The sequence below is a fragment of the Teichococcus globiformis genome, from assembly GCF_042646265.1.
Lineage (GTDB): Bacteria > Pseudomonadota > Alphaproteobacteria > Acetobacterales > Acetobacteraceae > Pseudoroseomonas > Pseudoroseomonas globiformis.
Genome location: NZ_JBHRTN010000029.1, coordinates 188,589 through 204,563, shown reverse-complemented (window position 1 = coordinate 204,563; position 15,975 = coordinate 188,589). Strand labels below are relative to the sequence as shown.

Here is a 15,975-nt window from a genome sequence, read left to right as displayed (position 1 = left end):
CCGCGCCTTGGCACGCCCATGCCGCATCCCTGGGTTGGAGGCGATAGATGCTGGGCCTTCTGGCCGCCATTCGCGGCGGCCGGCTTTTCGTGGCCGATGACACGCCATTGGTGCTGGTCGGCAACCGCTGCAGCCTTCCGGCGCGGGACATTCCCAGCCCGCAGCCGGGCCGTGTGGTCGTCTGGCGACAGAATTCATGGCACCGCATCACCGAGCCCTGCTCGGAGCTCGCGGTGATCTGGCAGAACATCACCGGGGTCCGGGTGCTGAGGCCAGGTGCGTCGGCGGTGACGCTGAAGGCGGCCGCCCCCAAGCCTCGCTTTGACCAGCCTTCCCCCGTCCTGCTGGTGCGGCCCGAAGTGCTGGAGCCGGATGGAATGGCACGGGCCGCGATACCCATGGCCTATCCGGCAGGCGACGTTCAACTGCCGATCGAGGCGCGCTGGGCGGAAGCGCCGCGTGTTTTCCCTGGCACCGACCTGCCAGCCTTCGGACCCGACGAGGTCAGCATCGCGGGTCCGGCCGAGGAAGTGCGCAGCGATGTCGGAGCCAGCCGCTTCGCTCGCTATGGGCGTGCCGCCAACTACCTGGTGATGGCGCCAGCGGCGATCCTGGGCCGTCCTCTGCCAGGCGCCGCGCCGCGGCCGCGCGTGGCTGTTCTGGGTGACAGCATTTCCTCCACCGGGGCCGCAGGAGCGTCCGCCCTGATCGGAAAATGCCACCATCCAGGCTTTGTGCTTTCGGCACTGGGCGATGCCGATCTGCCTTTCATCAACATGGGTGCGGCCGGATTGTCTCTGGCGGAGATCATGGCCGCGCCCGCGGAGCAGCGCGGCCGCCGCTTCCGCATCCTGGCCGGCATCGGCATCACCCACATGCTCTGCTTCCTGGGGCAGAACGATCAGGCCGCGCACCGCAATGCGGAGCAGTTCCTGGGTGATCTCGACAAGCTCCGGCGGGAGTTGGAGCCGTTGCGCATCCGGCTGGTTCCCGGAACCTCCTGGCCCCGAACCGATGCCGCCAATGCCGCCCCATCGCAGTTCGGCGCAAGTGACTCCTGGGCGCAACTCGATGCAGTCACGCGGGCGATTCGCCAGCGCAACGGCGTCGGCTACGGCTATTTTGACATCGAAGAGGTCTTTGGCGATTTGGCCAGGCCCCGCCTCTGGCGCGGCGACAAGGGCGGTCCGCCGAAGGACGGCATTCATCCGGGCGATGGCCTGCACCAGTGGGCGCGGCTCAGACTAGGCGAGGCTTTGCCGCGGTTGCTGCATCTTTGAACCTGAAAGGGCGGCCCGTCGCGCGGCCCGCCCCCGGTCCTTCCAGCGGCGGTGCGGTTCAGCGCGCCGCCGTATTCGCCAAGGCCTCGTCGCCACGGTTCTGGGCGACATGCTGCGGCGCCCGGCGCTGGCCCCGTCGCAGCAGGTCACGACCGGGCATTTCAACCCAGTGATACAGGATTGACGCGGCCAGCAACGACAGCACCGTGCCCAGGACCACCGGGATGTAGGATACGGGATCAAGCCCCGGTGCCACCATGCGCAGCGCGTTCTTGAACGCCGACCAAACAACCGCATGACACATATAGAGCGCGAAGCTGATTTCCCCCAGATAAACCAGGGGACGGATGGCAGCGATGCGGCCCAGTCTGTCCTGCGGGTTGCTCAGGGCCAGGATCAGCAGGGCAAAGCCGGCCGTGTAGGCGGGCAGCATCGTGTCCGGCAGGAACCAGCAACTGCCGATCAGCAGCGCCAGCAGCGCCGGGCCGGCCAGGCTGCCCAGACGATGCGCCAGGCCGAGCCGCCCTTCCAGCTCGCGAAGCACGACTCCTATGGTGAAGGCGCAGGCGATGCGGCCGAGCGGATGAGAGACCATCTCCGTGCCGGTCAGCAGCCAGGCCACAAGCCCTACACCGATCCAGCCTACCAGCGGCAGGCGCATCAGGACCCAGCACAGGAACGGGAAGACGATGTAGGCGGCCCATTCGGCTGAGATGGACCAGGCCGGTACGTTGGGCGAGCCGATCCCGAACCAGGACTGCACCATCAGCAGATTGGCGAGAATGCTGGAAGGCGAGTAGGCCGCCGCATCGGCCGGTACGCGCTTGAACACAAAGATCGCTGCGACATAGAGCGCCAGCGCCCCCAGCATCGTGACCACGTGCAGCGGCCAGATCCGCGCGAAACGGTAGAGCATGAAGCGTTGCGCGTCTCGGGCTGAGACGCCGCTCGCGAACACGTTCCGGTAGACGTGATGGATGATGAAGCCGCTGAGGATGAAGAAGAAATCGACACCCAGGAAGCCGCGCGCAAAGATGGCCTCCAGCCCGAACCAGTTGGCATGCTGCGCCACCGTGGCGTCCATCGGCAGGTGGTAAGCAACAACGGCAAGCGCCGCAGGCCCTCGCGCCCCGGTCAGAGCGGGGATGTCCTGACGCGGCTGCAAGCCATGCATCGAATGAGACAAGAAGGTTTCTCCTTCCATGGGCCGTGACGGGGCACGGGGCGACCTCCTGGCCGCCTCGATCCCAAGGCAGAACGATCGTGTTACGTTCCGTAAAACAGCGCCGCAGCCATAGCACTGATGCCGAAACTGTTATTCTCACCTATCCGCGATGTATCTTGCGGATCGTTCATCCGATCACGGTTTCGTAAAGCATGAACGGCGCCACCCTTGCGGGAGACGCCGCGCCTTTACAAGCGATTGATGCAGTTACCGAGCAGAAACAGCAGATTTCTGTCGCTCAGGTTGATGAGTGTTAGACGAACGCATAGTCGTTGGAGGAGATGGAGGTGACACCCTGCAGCGTGACGTACTGCGTGCTGCCGTCCGAGCCATGCACCGAGAAGATGTTGCCGCTGCTGTGCTGAAGCCAGGCGCTTTTGCCGAACCCGCTCAGCTGCAGCTTGTCTTCCCCGCGGGCAAAGTCGGTGATGGTGTTGTGCCCGAAACCCTTTTCGATGACGAAGGTGTCGGCCCCGCCGCCGCCGGTCAGGATGTTGTTGCCGCCCTTGCCGTTCAGGACGTTGGGTGAGTCATTGCCGATGATGATGTTGTCGAGATTGTTGCCGGTGCCCTTGGACCAGCTGTGGCCATAGAAGGTGAGGTTCTCCACGTGGTCGGGCAGGGTGTACTCGCCGAGCCAGGTGACCACGGTGTCGATGCCGCCATTGGCGGTCTCGATGACCTTGTCGTCGCGATGCATGACGGAATAGGTATCGTCGCCATTGCCGCCGCGCATGGTCTCGCCCACCGTGCCGCCAGACTGGTGCCAGTCATGGCCATCCGTGCCGACCCAGTTGGACCCGCCCCAGGATTGCTTGGTCCATGCCGCGCTCGCCTTGGCCATTGAAGAGGCGGGGGGTGGAGCGATCGGAGCCGGCGTGTAGGTCGTGCTGACGTCGCCGCTGCCGAGGTTGGCGAGCTGGAAGTTCTGCAACGTCAGCGTCTGAGTATCGGTCAGGTTCAGGATGGTGTGGCTGCCCGACTGGATGCCGGCCGCCTTCAAGGCCGCGAAGCTGGTGAAGCTGAAACCATCAAGCTTGATCTTGTCCTCGCCGCTGGTGAAGTCCGTGATGGTGTTGTGGCCTACACCCTTCTCGATGATGAAGGTGTCGGTACCGCCGCCCCCGGTGAGGATATTGTTGCCGCCCTTGCCGTTCAGCACATTGGGCGCATCGTTTCCGATGATGATGTTGGCCTGGCTGTTGCCCGTGCCGTTCGCCCATCCATGACCGGTGAGGATGAGGTTTTCCACGTGATCGGGCAGGGTGTAGCTCAGCCAGGTGACCACCGTATCAATGCCGCCATTGGCGGTTTCGATGATCTTGTCGCTGGCGTGCATCACGTAATAGGTGTCGTCGCCGTTGCCGCCGCGCATGGTCTCTCCGACCTTGCCTCCGGACTGATGCCAGTCATTGGCGTCCGAGCCCATCCAGTTGGCGCTGCCCCAGGACTGCACGGTCCAGGCCGCGCTGGCCTTGGCCACGGTGGTGTCCTGGATCACCGGCTTGTAGCTGGTTTGCACATCGCCAGCGGTCAGGGCAGACAACTTGAAGTTCTGCAAAGTAAGCTTCTGGCCGCCGCCCAGGTCGAGGACGGTGTTGCTGCCCGACTGGATGCCGGCCGCCTTCAGAGCGGCGAAGCTCTCGAAGATGAAGCCATCCAGCCGGATCTTGTCCTGTCCGCTGGTAAAATCGGTGATCGTGTTGTGGCCCGATCCTTTTTCCACGACAAAGGTGTCGGCGCCGCCGCCGCCGGTTAGGGTGTTGTTCCCTCCCTTGCCGTTCAGCACGTTCGGTGCATCATTGCCAATGATGATGTTGGCCAGGTCGTTGCCGGTGCCGCTGACCCAGCCCTGCCCGGTGAGAACGAGATTCTCCACATTGGCCGGCAGTGTGTAGCTCAGCCAAGTGATGACAGTGTCCACGCCCTGGCCTGGCAGCTCGATCACCGTGTCGTTCGCGCTGGTGACGATATAGGTGTCATCCCCATAGCCGCCCTTCATGGTGTCACCATTGCCGCTGGACTGATGCCAGTCATTGGCGCTGGTGCCGGTCCAGTCGCTACCTCCCCAGGACTGAAACTTCCACGAGCCGCTAACCGCCGTCTGGGTGGTGCTGTTGCCAGACTCCGGCAGGGTCGGCGCAGGTGCCGAGGCGCCGCCACCTTCTGGCAGCTTAACCGTTGAAGGACCCGAAAAGGCCTCCTTGTACGCGGCACCCGTGGTCGGATCGCTGTTGTCGGACAGCATGCCGGGATAGTCGGCATTGGAGTCCCAGTAGGACTGCAGCACCACGTCGTGGCTGTCGAACCACTGCCTAGCGAGGTTCACGAACTCCGCCGAATAGTCGCCCTGAACTCCCCATTCCGAATAGGAAGTAGGCTTGCCGTGTAGCTTAGCGAAGTTTTCGAGCCATTGCAGGCCGTATACGTCGTCACGGATGTAGGCGAAGCCCTTGGCGGCATCGTAGCCGTGGAATTCCGGCTTGTAGTAGAAATCCATCCCGATGATGTCCACCCATTCATCGCCGGGATAAATGGTGGCCGGATCAAGGCCGCCGCTGGCCTGGGCGACGTTCCATTCGAAAATGAAGCGGTCGGACACGCTCCGGAACGTCTCAACAAATTCGCGGAAAGCGCCCTTGAACGCTTCCTCCTTGCCGATGGCGTTCCAGAAGAACCAGGTGCCATTCGCCTCCCAGCCAGTGCGGACATAGATCTTGTCTGTGCCGGGCGTGCCGCTGAGGATCGTCTGGGCGACCTTCTCGTAATAGTGCTTGTAGTCGCCTTGGGCGGCGTCCCAAAGATTTCCATCCTTCGAAATCAATGGAACGGACCAGTGCACATCACGGCCCAGGTTCTTCCAAAGGGAATTCACCGACCAGCTCGCGCTGCTGATGTAATCATCCCAGCTCTGGAAGCCGATAACGCCGTGAACAAAGTCAACTTCACGGCCCAGCCATTGCTCGAAGCTGTACACATGCTGACGGTTATTATCGACATAGACGCCCAGGGCCGTCATTGATCTTCGCTCCGCAGGTCTCGATTGACCTCACGGTTTTATGATGACGACCCCAAGGATTGGTTAAGGAAAGTGGTTGACGAACACGAAAAACGGGAATTTCAAAAATGTAATTCAACCTGAGGAGATAATTGCAGAAGCCCATTCCACCCGGCACGGCCGCAGCAGCAAGGTTGTGCCCGGGCGGCTGGGGAACCCGGCCAACAAGGCTCCTTGCCGACGGCTTGCCGATCAGCCGGGCGGCCGCCACAATGTTAAGGCGCGCATCCGCATCCTTAAGGCTGACCCATGCCCATTCGCCGCGAGCTGCGCTGGCTCTACCCGATCGACTGGTCGCAACTGAGTCGTGCCATTCGTTTTGGCCGGGCAAGGGGTCGCTGCGAGCACTGTCGGCGACCTCACGGCACACAGATCGCCTGCCTCCCCGATGGGCGCTGGCTGGACCCGGCTGGCACAGGGTGGCGTGACAAGGCCGGGCGCCCCGTACGGACCCCGCGGCCGGTCGAACTGGGCAGGCTGCGGCACACACGGGTGGTGCTCGCCACGGCCCATCTCGACCACGATCCTTGCAACAATACTCCGCGCAATCTGCGCAGTCTGTGCCAGCGATGCCACATGCTGCACGACCGGCCTCATCATCTCGCGCAGAGGCGGCTGACCTATCGTCGCCGATGGGCGCTGGGCGATCTTTTTACCGGGCCCTACCGCTTCTGATCGCATCTCTGCTGGACGCGATTGCGAATGAGTGTCATCTGCGGATGTATGACCCCGGAGCCCGCGTCCCGCTCGATCCCCGATCTTGCCGCCGCCTTCGACGGACCGTTCTGCTTCGCCCGAGGCAGCCTGGTGCTGGAAGCGGAGGGCCTGGAAGCCGTGCCGTGCTCTACCCTGCTGGAAGGGGGGAGGATCGGGGAACTGGTCGCCCGGTTCGGTGCTGGGCGCTACCCCGGGGCCGATGCCACGGCCGTGCTGTCCATGTGGAGCCAGTTCTACATGACCGTGCTGATCTACCCGGTCTTCGCGACGCGATTGCTGCTGAGGCGCGAGATGGTGCTGGATCCCGGCGATACCGCTCTGGTGCTGGGCTCCGATGCCGCACCAATGGCCCTGCAGCTGGCCGGACCTGGCCAAGTATTGGCCGATGCGATGGACGAGCCGAGCCTGCGCCGTTTTCTGGTTCAGCACCTGGAGCCGATGGTGTCCGCCATCGCCGCCGCGGGCCGTATCTCGGCCAAGGTGATCTGGGGCAATGCCGGTGTCAGGATCGGCCATGCCTTGCGCATGCTGGCGGCACGGCCGGAGGTCCGGCCTGCTGCGGAAGTGTTGATGCAGCGCCTGTTTTCCGATTCTTCATGGCCCGGCGGCGGAGAGAATCCGCTGCAGCGGACCTTTCATGCTGCCGCCTCGCCCTGGGAGGAGGCACCGCGCCGCCGCGTCTGCTGCCTCCGTTATCATCTTCCAGGTCTGGAGCAGGGGTGTGGAACCTGCCCGTTGCCGCGCATCCAGTTGCAGCACGCCGCATAACCTTTTCAGCCAGTGGGCTGCGGTTCTGCTTTCTCGGCGGGGAGGGGACGGCGTGGCCGGCCGCGTCCCTGACGCCCGGGTGCCGGGCGGACCGGCTGGGGCGGCGGAGGTCGCTGATGTGCTCGTACGGCGGCGCAGAAGGCAGCCCTGTCCCCGGCGCTGAGAGCATCCACCATGGCATGGTGCTGCCGCGCCGATTCCGACACCCAGCCCGCCGCGGCCCATTGAGCACCGGGCGCGGCCGGCATGCGCAGGCGGGTCCGCATCACTGCGTGGGCCAGTTCCCGGTTTGGGCAGAGGTTCAGCAATGCCTGATGGAAGGCCAGGTTGGTTTCGTTGCGGTCATGCACGGACCCCTGGGCGGCGGCGGTGGAAAACGCGTCTGCAAGGCGCCGCAGCGTTACCAAGGCTTCCGCTGGAGCTGGCACCGTGGTCATGGCTGCGGCTGCATTCTCCAGAATGGCCCGTAGTTGTCGCAGTTCCAGCAGGTTTGGCTCATCCACATCCTGCACGCGATAGCCGCAATTGGGGACATGCTGAACCAAGTGCTGCGCGACCAGTCGATCCAGTGCGCGGCGGACATCGCCGCGACTATGGCCGTAGCGTTGCTGCAGCAGGACCTGTTTCAACCAGGCGCCGGCCGGAAGGTGCCCAGCCTGGATATCCTGGGCAATGGCGATCTCAAGGCCGCGTACCCGGTGGAGAGTGGACTCAGAAGAAGAGCTGCGCGTTCCTGTCACCACCGGAAAGCCCTCAGCGGCCAGGGCTGGCTCAGCCAGGCGGAGGCTGTCAGCCCGACTTCTGAAAGGTGGCGCATTGACCGGCCGCCTTCAACGCCACGATCCGTCAGGCGCCTGGCAAAATGCCGCCCTGCATGGTCACGATCTGCCGGTAGCCACGGCGGAAATACACCAGCCCGTCCGGCTCGCCTTCGGTGACCCGCAGCCCCACGACCTCGCCCAGAAAGATGGTGTGCGTGCCCGCCTCCACCACCTGCGTGACGCTGCAATCGAAGGATACCGGTGCTTCATCGAGCACGGGGGCTCCAGTGGTCAGCCTGGACCACGCACCCATGGAGAAGCGCGCCTCCATCTCCTCCTTGTTGTTGGCGAAAAGGCCGGAAATATCCTGATGGGCCGCTGCCAGCACATTCACGCCAAAGACGCCGTTCTGCTTGATCATGGCATTGAGTCGCGCCGAATGATTGATGCAGGTCAGCAAGGTGGGAGGCGCGTCGGTGACGCTGCAGACCGCGCTGGCTGTCATGCCGCCACGCCCGGCCACACCATCCGTCGTGATGATGTTCACCGCCGCCGCCAGGTGCGACATGGCGGCACGGAAGGCCTGCTGGGTCACGCTCATCGTCATGGTCTCCGTCTCATCCGCGGGGCGGGTGCCATGCGCCGCCCTCCCGCTCTCATTGATCCGGAACATGCTGACCCCATCCGGACGCCGATGAAAGGCCCGCCGGCGCGCATGATCCAGAAAAGGGCCGGCAAACGCGTCAGGCACCGCCGATCGTCATCGCTGCCCGGGCCATGGCTAGCGCGCCATCGCGCGAGCGCGCACTGCCGATGAAGCGTCGAGCATGAACGAACACCGCGTCTCCGATGCCGGATGCGGCGACCAGCGGCTCGCCCTGGAGCCCGGCCCAACTCTCCGGCAAAGGCAGGCGCTGCTCGAAGGAGCCCGGCTCCGGCGGCATGCTGTCCACCATCCAGTTGCCGTTCGGAACGGGATAGATGGCGTACAACACGGGCCAGCCCTGGCGGAAGCACACGCTGCGCCAGGGCAGCTTGCGGTCCATCACCAGCAGGCGCTGATCGTCGCCCACCGCATAAGCTTCGAGCACGGCCGCCTCGCCCATGAGTTTGGCCCGCACCATCCCGACGCGTCGCCGCAGCACAGCCTCGCACAGCGTCGAGGCTTCCTGGAACGCTGCATCCTCGGCCGGGCCATTGCCGAAATCGGGAGAGTCCCAGGGAAAGTTGAAATCGCCCACAAGGGCGCCGAGGCCTAGCCCGTCATCACGGGGGCCGACGCCATTGTCGATGGCATCCACGCGGCGGATGATGGACTCGTCGATATGAGCCGCGATCTGGGGAGCCAAGGTCAGCGCTGCCTCGCCCTGTCCGGCCAGCAAGGCCCGCACTGCATCTGTGCCATAGCGCTGCCAGACCAGCCCTGCTGCCGAGAAGGGCAGCCCGTCATCCCGCGTCGGTGCCCCGCGCTGATGATGGTCGAAGCGTCCCGCCTCCGGGTCATGCACCAGCCCGACATCGAAGGCGATGCTGGCACCCTCGATGATCGTGCTGTCGCGTGTGCGCACCAGCCGGTGATCCAGCCCGGCCTCGCCCAGCCCCAGCGCGAGCCGCAACACGGCGTAGGCCAAGGCATCGTCGCAATGGAAACCTCCGCTATGCGTGACGAGAAGAGGGGTTTGAGCGGAGGACATCGGAATATTCCCGGATCAGGCGCGACATGAATCGCCTCGGGTTGTAGCGGGCGGCCTCCGGCTTTGCCATGGCGGGAGCAACCGCAGCCTTGAGTTTGTCCCGGCAGGCTGGCGCGCTACCGCAACCGGCGCCGGCTCCGGTGGCCGGGACGGCGCAACGATCACCCCCAGCCCCGTACCAGAGCGACCGCCTCGGCATAGCGCTCGTGCAGCCCGTCCGGCAGGACGTTCGGGTCAATCTGCCGGGACGTCCCGCTCCCCGGTCGCACCGTGGAGCCCGATGCGGCGAGCGCCAGATGGATGATGCCGATTGCAGTGACGTCGGGCGAGGCCGCCACCTCGACCGGGCTGCCGATCGCCGAGGCAAGGAAGCGGCAGAAGAAGCCGCTGCGGCTGAGGCCGCCATCGATCGCGATGCGCCTCAGCCCGCCGCCACGCGTCTGCATCGCCCTGGCGAGTTCCGCGGCCCTGAAGGCAATGCCTTCCAGCACGGCACGGCGCATGTCGCCAGCGCCAGTTGTAAGGCTCAGGCCGAGCCAGGCGCCGCGCGCTTTGCGATCCCAGTGCGGACAGCCCAGCCCGGCCAGTGCCGGCACGAAGGCCAAGCCGCGTTCCAGCGCCGACGGTCCGGTGAAGCCGTCGAGTGCCGCGTAATCCTCCAGCAGCCCGATACCGCCAAGCCATTCCACCGCTGCCCCGGCCGTGAGGATGCCGCCATCCAGGGCATAGCGCGCAGGCTGGCCGCGCAACTGCCAGGCACAGGTTGGAAGCAGTCCATCCGCTCGTCCCCCCTCTGGCCGCGTTTCCGCCAGTCCGAGGGCGAAGGCGCCGGTGCCGAAGGTAATCTTCAGGTCACCAGGCTGAACGCAGCCATGGCCGAACAAGGCGGCCTGCTGATCCACCGCGTTGACCAGGATCGGCGTTCCGCCCGGGAGGGAGCCAAACGCGTCGGCTGTCGCACGAATCTCCGGCAGGCACTGCATCGGCACGCCGAATGCCGCGCAGAGATCAGGATCCCATTGCAGCGTGCCAAGATTCATCAGGCTGGTGCGGGAGGCGGTGGTGACATCCGTGGCGCAAACACCGGCGAGGTTGTCGAGGAAGAAGGCATCGCTGGTGCCAAGCCGCAGGCGGCCACAGGCCAGCAGATGCCGTGCTCCTTCGGCGTGGTCGAGGAGCCAGCGCAGCTTCGCAGCCGAGAAGTAGGGGTCGAGCGGCAGTCCCGCACGCTCCAGCGTCAGCGTTTCCACGCCCTCCGCATGCAGCTTGGCGACGGCATCCGCCGTGCGCTGATCCTGCCACACGATGGCGTTGTGCAGAGGGCGCCCCGTGCCCGTGTCCCAAGCCACCACCGTTTCACCCTGGTTGGCGAGGCCGGCAGCGCCGCAAGGACCGCCGCCAATCGCGCTCGATATTTCCTCCAGCTCGCCGATATGCCGCAGCAATTCCAACGGATCATGCTCGACCCAGCCGGCGCGGGGATGGATCTGCCGATGGCTTCGCTGCCCCACGGGAATCAGCACGCCGTCGTGCCACAACAGCGCCTTGGTCGAGGTGGTGCCTTGGTCGAGGGCCAGGATGCCAGTCATGACAATTCCACCCGGACCGAGCCGGCGCCGCGCACAAGGTCGGGCGGCAGCCGCAGCGTGATGCGCCGTTCCGGCAGGACCCGTATCTCCCGGCTCTGCACGGTTCGGCCGTCGACCATGACCCGCAACATTCCCCGGATGGCGCGGGCCGAGCGAGCCTGAAGACGGAGAAGCGCATCCCCGGGCAGTAGCCGCTGGGGGAAGACGTAGCGAAGCTCGCCTGCAGCCTCCACCGGAATGCCGTTCCCGGCGGGCAGACGGCCTTCCAGCGCCTTCAGCATCGCGAGGCCCGCGGTGCGGCCCTCCAATGCGGCTGCGCCGGAATGCTCCACGGCGCGCAGCATGTTGCCAGCGGCAAAAAAAGCTGGATCGGAGCAACGGAAATGATTGTCGATGGCAGGCCCTTGCGTGGCGGGGTCCACCACCAGATGGCCGTTCCGGGCCAGTGCTGCTTCCGGCACGAAGCGCCCGGACAGGACTATGCCGTCGCACTCGATGCGCTGTTCGCCCCGTGGCCCGGCAACCCTGATTGCCTCGACCCTCTGCTTTCCTTCGATGCCGAGCAGCCTGGTGCCGGTGAAGACCGGCACTCCGAGCACATGCCGCGCGATCCAGTCGCCGGGGCGGCGGGCTGTGATGCGATCGGCCTCCTCGATCATGGCCGCGGGGCGGATGCCCGCATGGCGCGCCGTGAGCAGGGCGGAAAAAGCTACCAGCTCGGTTCCCAGAACCACCGGGCGGCGAAACGGACGCATCCCGCCAGCGTGCACCATCTCCTGGAACGCGCCGGTGCTGATCACGCCCCAGGGCCGGGTTCCGGGCAGCAGCCGCGCAGCGCGTGGCATCTCCCGGATGCCGGCGGCCAACAGCACTGCGCCGGCCGAAAACCGTTCCCGGCCGCCGGGCAGGCTGACCTCCAGCCCGCCGCCCGGGTGCAGCGCGATGACGCTGGCATGGGTGCGAATTTCGGCAGCTGAGGCCGCCTCCACCAGGGCACGGGCATAGCGTGGCCCAAGCCACAGGCGATGAAAGTCGAGCATGCCCCAGCCCAGATGCGCGGCGAAGCGGGGCAGGCCACCGGGCTCGGGGTTGCGTTCCAGCACCAGGACGCGGCGTCCCGCCAGGGCCAGTACACGCGCTGCCGAAAGCCCGGCCGGGCCGGCGCCCACGATGATGGCGTCCGGCTTCATGCCAGCATCTCCACTAGGCCAGGCAGGCGTGGAGCAGCAATCTCCATGACCCGGCGGGTACAATAGAAGCCCTGGCAGCGGCCCATCATGCACCGGGTGCGGCGCTTCAACCCGCCCAGATCGCCTGCCGGCAGGGGGCCTTGCAGAGCTGCCTCGATCTCGGCCCGCGTCACCATCTCGCACTGGCAGATGATCTCGTCGCGCGCCGGCTGCTGCCAAAGACGCGGACGGGCTTCGGCAAGGTTGGGCACCGGCGTCCACAGCGGATCGGCAATCGCCGACAGCGGGCCGAAATGCTCCGCGTGCAGCGCGGCCAGATGCGCCGCAATGCCCAGCGCGCCGGTCAGCCCTGTGGACCGGATGCCGGCGACGCTGATCCAGCGCTCGGCCGGGAGGGCTTCGATCTGGTAGTCCTTGAACTGGGTGGCGGGGCGCAGACCGGCATAGGTGGCGGTGACCGGCTCCCGCGCCAGGGCCGGGATCATGCGAACTCCCCGGTCCAGCAGGAATTGGAGAAGAGCAGGCTCCACCGTCGCCATTTCGCGGTCCTGCTGTTCCTCGGCGGTGGGACCGACCAGCAGGTTGCCATAGGCGGTTCGGGCGATCACCACCCCCTTGGTCCCCTCGCTTGGCACTGGCAGGAGGATGGAACGCGCCAGATCATGCGCGGTCTTGTCCAGCACCACGAACTGCCCTTTTCGGGGGCGGATCTCAAAGGGCGAGGGCCGGACGATCGCTTCAACGATGTCGCCTTGGTTGCCCGCGCAATTTACAACAACCCGGGCCCGAGCCGGGCCTGCGGCGGTCGTCAAAGTCCACACGCCATGCTCGCGCCTGCCGCCGCAAACCCGAGCGTTGCGCCAGATCGCGCCACCATTGGCAAGAGCCTGCAGCGCATAGGCCAAGGGCGCAGACCACGCATCGATCACCGCTTCGCCGGGAACCAGCACCCCGCCCAGTAAATCCGCCGCCAGAAAGGGCTCCCGCTGGCGGATCTCGGCAGGCCCGAGCGGCCGCGCATCGGCCACGCCATTGGCAAGAGCCTTGGCCATGATCTCCGGCAAGGCGTTCTGCTCGGCCTCAGTCCACGCCACCACGATGGCGCCGGTTTCCAGCAGCGGCAGGTTCAGGCGCTGGTGGATGGCGCGGTAGCGGGCATGGCCATCGGCAACCAGCCGGGCCTCCAGCGAACCGGGCACGGCGTCGAAGCCGGTGTGAAGGAGGGCACTGTTGGCCTTGCTGGCGCCACTGAGAAGGTCCGGCGAGCTTTCCAGCAGCACGGCCGTGAGCCCACCCAGAACAAATTCCCGCAACACCGCGCAGCCGACGACGCCGCCGCCGATGACAGCCACATCATACAAGATGCTGGGATCCGGATGGGCGTGCATTCGGCCATTATATGACCGAACGGGCAGAAATCACGCAGAGCTTGCGAGGTTCAGCCAGTTGTCTGCCAGTTTCGGGCAACAAGCACCGTTGTTCCGGCTGCCTCCAGCGCGGCGGCAAGATGTTCGGGGGGCGGCGCATCCGTGACCAGCTGATCCAGGCGCGGCAAAGGGCAAAGGTGGAACAGGGCGGGCTTGCCGAACTTGGAAGCATCGGCAACCACCGTGATCCGCGCCGCTCGGGCAATCATAGCGCGGGCGATCTCCGCCTCTTGCAGATCGAAGTCGGCAATGCCGTCCTCCGTGATGCCGCCTACCGTCAGCACCGCATGCTCCGGGAAGAACCCCTCGATCTGCCTTACGGCGAGCGGACCGAGGTTCTCCCCGGCTTCGTGCCGGTGTTCGCCGCCCAGCAGGTACGTGGTGTTGGCCCCGCTGCGCGACACGAGCTGGGCAATGGCCACCGAGTTGGTGATGACGCTCAGCCCGCTCCGCTGCGCCAGTTCCGCGGCCAGGGCGATGGTGGTGGAGCCCGTGTCGATGAACAGCGAGGAGCCGGCCGGGAAGAGTGGCGCCGCGCAGCGGGCGATGCTGCGCTTGGACTCCAGCCTTTCCACCATCCGCAGTCGGAATGCGCCCTCGCCGATCGTGTCCGGAAGGGCGGCGCCGCCATGAAATTTCCGCAACTGGTTGCGCATGGCCAGTTCCGTGAGGTCACGCCGGATGGTTTCCTGTGAAGCGCCGAGGCGGTGCGCCAGCTCCTCAACCGTCAGCCGCCCATGCTCCAGCAGCAGCTCCACGATCCGATCACGCCTCGCGCTCAGCCGCACCCTGGCACCTCTCGCCTCCGGCCAGGCCCGCCCTGGGCAGCGTAATGCCCGGGAAGGTCGGCTACGCGGGCCAGGATGCAGCCCATCACGTCCACAACATCATCCTCCACAGTTTTCCACAGGCTTGCCCACGGGGCTTTCCACGCGTTCTGGGGATAACCCGGCGCTCTCAGGACCTGTTCTGCCGGAGATCTTCAACGACCTGCCGCATGGCCGCGGCTTTGGTGGCGATCTCGGGACGGAGCTGGTGCATCTGCAGCATGGTGTGGCTCTGCATCGTCGCTGGGTCCCCGCCATCCAGCAGGTGTCCGGCGCGTGTCAGGAAGCTCCGCATCGCCTCGGGTGAGGGGGTCGCACCTTTGGCGCCTGCCTCGTCGATGGACAGCAACAGGTTGGAGAAATCCCTCAGCCAGGCAAAATCGGGGTCGTGCATCACCGCCTGAAGCAGCGCATAGGGGTTGCCGGCCAGCGGCGTACCGGCCGCCTGTGCGCCGAGCAGCGCCCGGTGCAGGTCGGCGATGGCGGCGGCAAGGCGGCGGTGCGGCGGGGTTGCGGTAGGCATGGCGGCGCTCCGGGTCGCAAGAATGGTCCGAGAAAGGGTTAGCCGGCGACTTAGGCCGAGGAAAGCGCCCTCCCGCGGCCTGTTATGCACCGCCCCAGTTCATTGTCAGTCCGCCGTCGATCACCCAGGTCTGTCCCGTCACATAATCGGCGTCGTCGGATGCCAGGAAAAGGGCGACGCGCGCCACCTCCGGCGGCTGCCCCGCGCGGTGCAGCGGAATGTTGCGGAAAGAGGCCTCCCGCGCCTCCGGATCGTCAATCCGCGCCTGGGTCATGGCCGTCTCGATCATGCCGGGCGCCACGTTGTTCACCGTGATGCGGTGCTCGGCCACCTCGCGCGAAAGGCTGCGGCACAGCGATCCCAGTCCTGCTTTGGCCATGCCATAGGGCGCGGAGCCCGGCGTCGGCAGATGTTGGGCGACCGAGGAGATGGTGACGATCCGCCCGCCGCCGCCCTGCACCAGGCGCTGGCGAATAAAGGCCCGGCAGCAGCGCAGCGGACCCATGAGGTTGATGTTGATGACGCTTTCCATCACCGCATCATCCATCTGGGACACCGACATGTTGCGCATGTCACGGCCACCATTGTTCACCAGGATGTCCGGCACACCGAGCTCCGAGGCCGCCACGGCCTCGAACAGGGCATCCACGGCTGCACTGTCGCCGATGTCGCACTGGCGCACCAGCACCCGCCGGCCCGCGGCGCGGATGCGGGAGGCGGTTTCCTGCGCCCCTTCCTCGTCGCTGTTGTAGGTGATGCCGAGATCGGCGCCTTCGGCGGCGAAGCACTCAGCAATTGCCCGACCGATGCCGGAGCTGGCACCGGTAATCAGGGCGGTCCGGCCTTGCAGCTTCATGAGCATCTCCCTCGTGCCACGTGTCTGCGGGGACAAACGCGGCGCGAGGGCGGCGGTTGG

General features: G+C 65.9%; 14 protein-coding genes. 3 read left to right on the top strand and 11 right to left on the bottom strand.

What is annotated here, in order from left to right; translation table 11 throughout:
- The first annotated feature begins 47 nt into the window (after positions 1 to 47).
- Positions 48 to 1,280 (top strand): hypothetical protein, encoded by a 1,233-nt coding sequence (locus tag ACFOD4_RS21785; protein WP_379599819.1) that lies wholly within the window; start codon positions 48 to 50, stop codon positions 1,278 to 1,280.
- 58 nt (positions 1,281 to 1,338) lie between these two features.
- Here the strand turns inward: ACFOD4_RS21785 and ACFOD4_RS21780 are convergent, their stop codons facing one another.
- On the bottom strand, positions 1,339 to 2,466 hold the full coding sequence (locus ACFOD4_RS21780) for an acyltransferase family protein (protein WP_379599818.1): 1,128 nt from the start codon (positions 2,464 to 2,466) through the stop codon (positions 1,339 to 1,341).
- Positions 2,467 to 2,758: 292 nt separating this feature from the next.
- Positions 2,759 to 5,524 (bottom strand): glycosyl hydrolase, encoded by a 2,766-nt coding sequence (locus ACFOD4_RS21775; RefSeq protein ID WP_379599817.1) that lies wholly within the window; start codon positions 5,522 to 5,524, stop codon positions 2,759 to 2,761.
- 288 nt (positions 5,525 to 5,812) lie between these two features.
- On the opposite strand from ACFOD4_RS21775, the gene ACFOD4_RS21770 reads away from it, so the two are divergent.
- Together ACFOD4_RS21770 and fhuF are read left to right on the top strand one after the other, a co-directional pair.
- Complete coding sequence (locus tag ACFOD4_RS21770; protein ID WP_379599816.1) at positions 5,813 to 6,238, top strand: hypothetical protein; 426 nt, start codon at positions 5,813 to 5,815, stop codon at positions 6,236 to 6,238.
- Positions 6,239 to 6,286: 48 nt separating this feature from the next.
- The gene (gene fhuF, locus ACFOD4_RS21765; protein WP_379599815.1) at positions 6,287 to 7,048 is read left to right on the top strand and encodes a siderophore-iron reductase FhuF; all 762 of its coding nucleotides are present in this window, start codon (positions 6,287 to 6,289) and stop codon (positions 7,046 to 7,048) included.
- 5 nt (positions 7,049 to 7,053) lie between these two features.
- On the opposite strand, the gene ACFOD4_RS21760 is transcribed toward fhuF, so the two are convergent.
- From ACFOD4_RS21760 to ACFOD4_RS21720, 9 genes are all read right to left on the bottom strand, one after another.
- A complete protein-coding gene (locus tag ACFOD4_RS21760; RefSeq protein ID WP_379599814.1) occupies positions 7,054 to 7,788 on the bottom strand; it encodes a GntR family transcriptional regulator in 735 nt (244 codons plus the stop codon).
- Between the two features lie 106 nt (positions 7,789 to 7,894).
- Positions 7,895 to 8,482, bottom strand: coding sequence for a flavin reductase (locus tag ACFOD4_RS21755; RefSeq protein WP_379599813.1), 588 nt, complete (start codon positions 8,480 to 8,482; stop codon positions 7,895 to 7,897).
- 70 nt (positions 8,483 to 8,552) lie between these two features.
- Positions 8,553 to 9,503, bottom strand: a complete 951-nt coding sequence (locus ACFOD4_RS21750) for an MYG1 family protein (RefSeq protein WP_379599812.1) — start codon at positions 9,501 to 9,503, stop codon at positions 8,553 to 8,555.
- Positions 9,504 to 9,664: 161 nt separating this feature from the next.
- Entirely contained in the window at positions 9,665 to 11,092 is a 1,428-nt protein-coding gene (locus tag ACFOD4_RS21745; protein ID WP_379599811.1) for an FGGY family carbohydrate kinase, read from the bottom strand.
- Positions 11,089 to 12,282, bottom strand: a complete 1,194-nt coding sequence (locus ACFOD4_RS21740; protein ID WP_379599810.1) for an NAD(P)/FAD-dependent oxidoreductase — start codon at positions 12,280 to 12,282, stop codon at positions 11,089 to 11,091. The genes ACFOD4_RS21745 and ACFOD4_RS21740 overlap by 4 nt, the downstream gene beginning before the upstream one ends.
- Positions 12,279 to 13,634 carry an NAD(P)/FAD-dependent oxidoreductase gene (locus ACFOD4_RS21735; RefSeq protein ID WP_379599882.1) on the bottom strand — a complete coding sequence of 452 codons (1,356 nt, stop codon included), beginning with the start codon at positions 13,632 to 13,634 and terminating at the stop codon, positions 12,279 to 12,281. The genes ACFOD4_RS21740 and ACFOD4_RS21735 overlap by 4 nt, the downstream gene beginning before the upstream one ends.
- Before the next feature lie 86 nt (positions 13,635 to 13,720).
- Positions 13,721 to 14,497: a DeoR/GlpR family DNA-binding transcription regulator gene (locus ACFOD4_RS21730; RefSeq protein ID WP_379599809.1), complete on the bottom strand. Its 777-nt coding sequence runs from the start codon at positions 14,495 to 14,497 to the stop codon at positions 13,721 to 13,723.
- A gap of 169 nt (positions 14,498 to 14,666) precedes the next feature.
- Positions 14,667 to 15,059, bottom strand: a complete 393-nt coding sequence (locus ACFOD4_RS21725) for a hypothetical protein (RefSeq protein WP_379599808.1) — start codon at positions 15,057 to 15,059, stop codon at positions 14,667 to 14,669.
- Between the two features lie 82 nt (positions 15,060 to 15,141).
- Positions 15,142 to 15,915: an SDR family NAD(P)-dependent oxidoreductase gene (locus tag ACFOD4_RS21720; protein WP_379599807.1), complete on the bottom strand. Its 774-nt coding sequence runs from the start codon at positions 15,913 to 15,915 to the stop codon at positions 15,142 to 15,144.
- Positions 15,916 to 15,975: the final 60 nt, after the last annotated feature.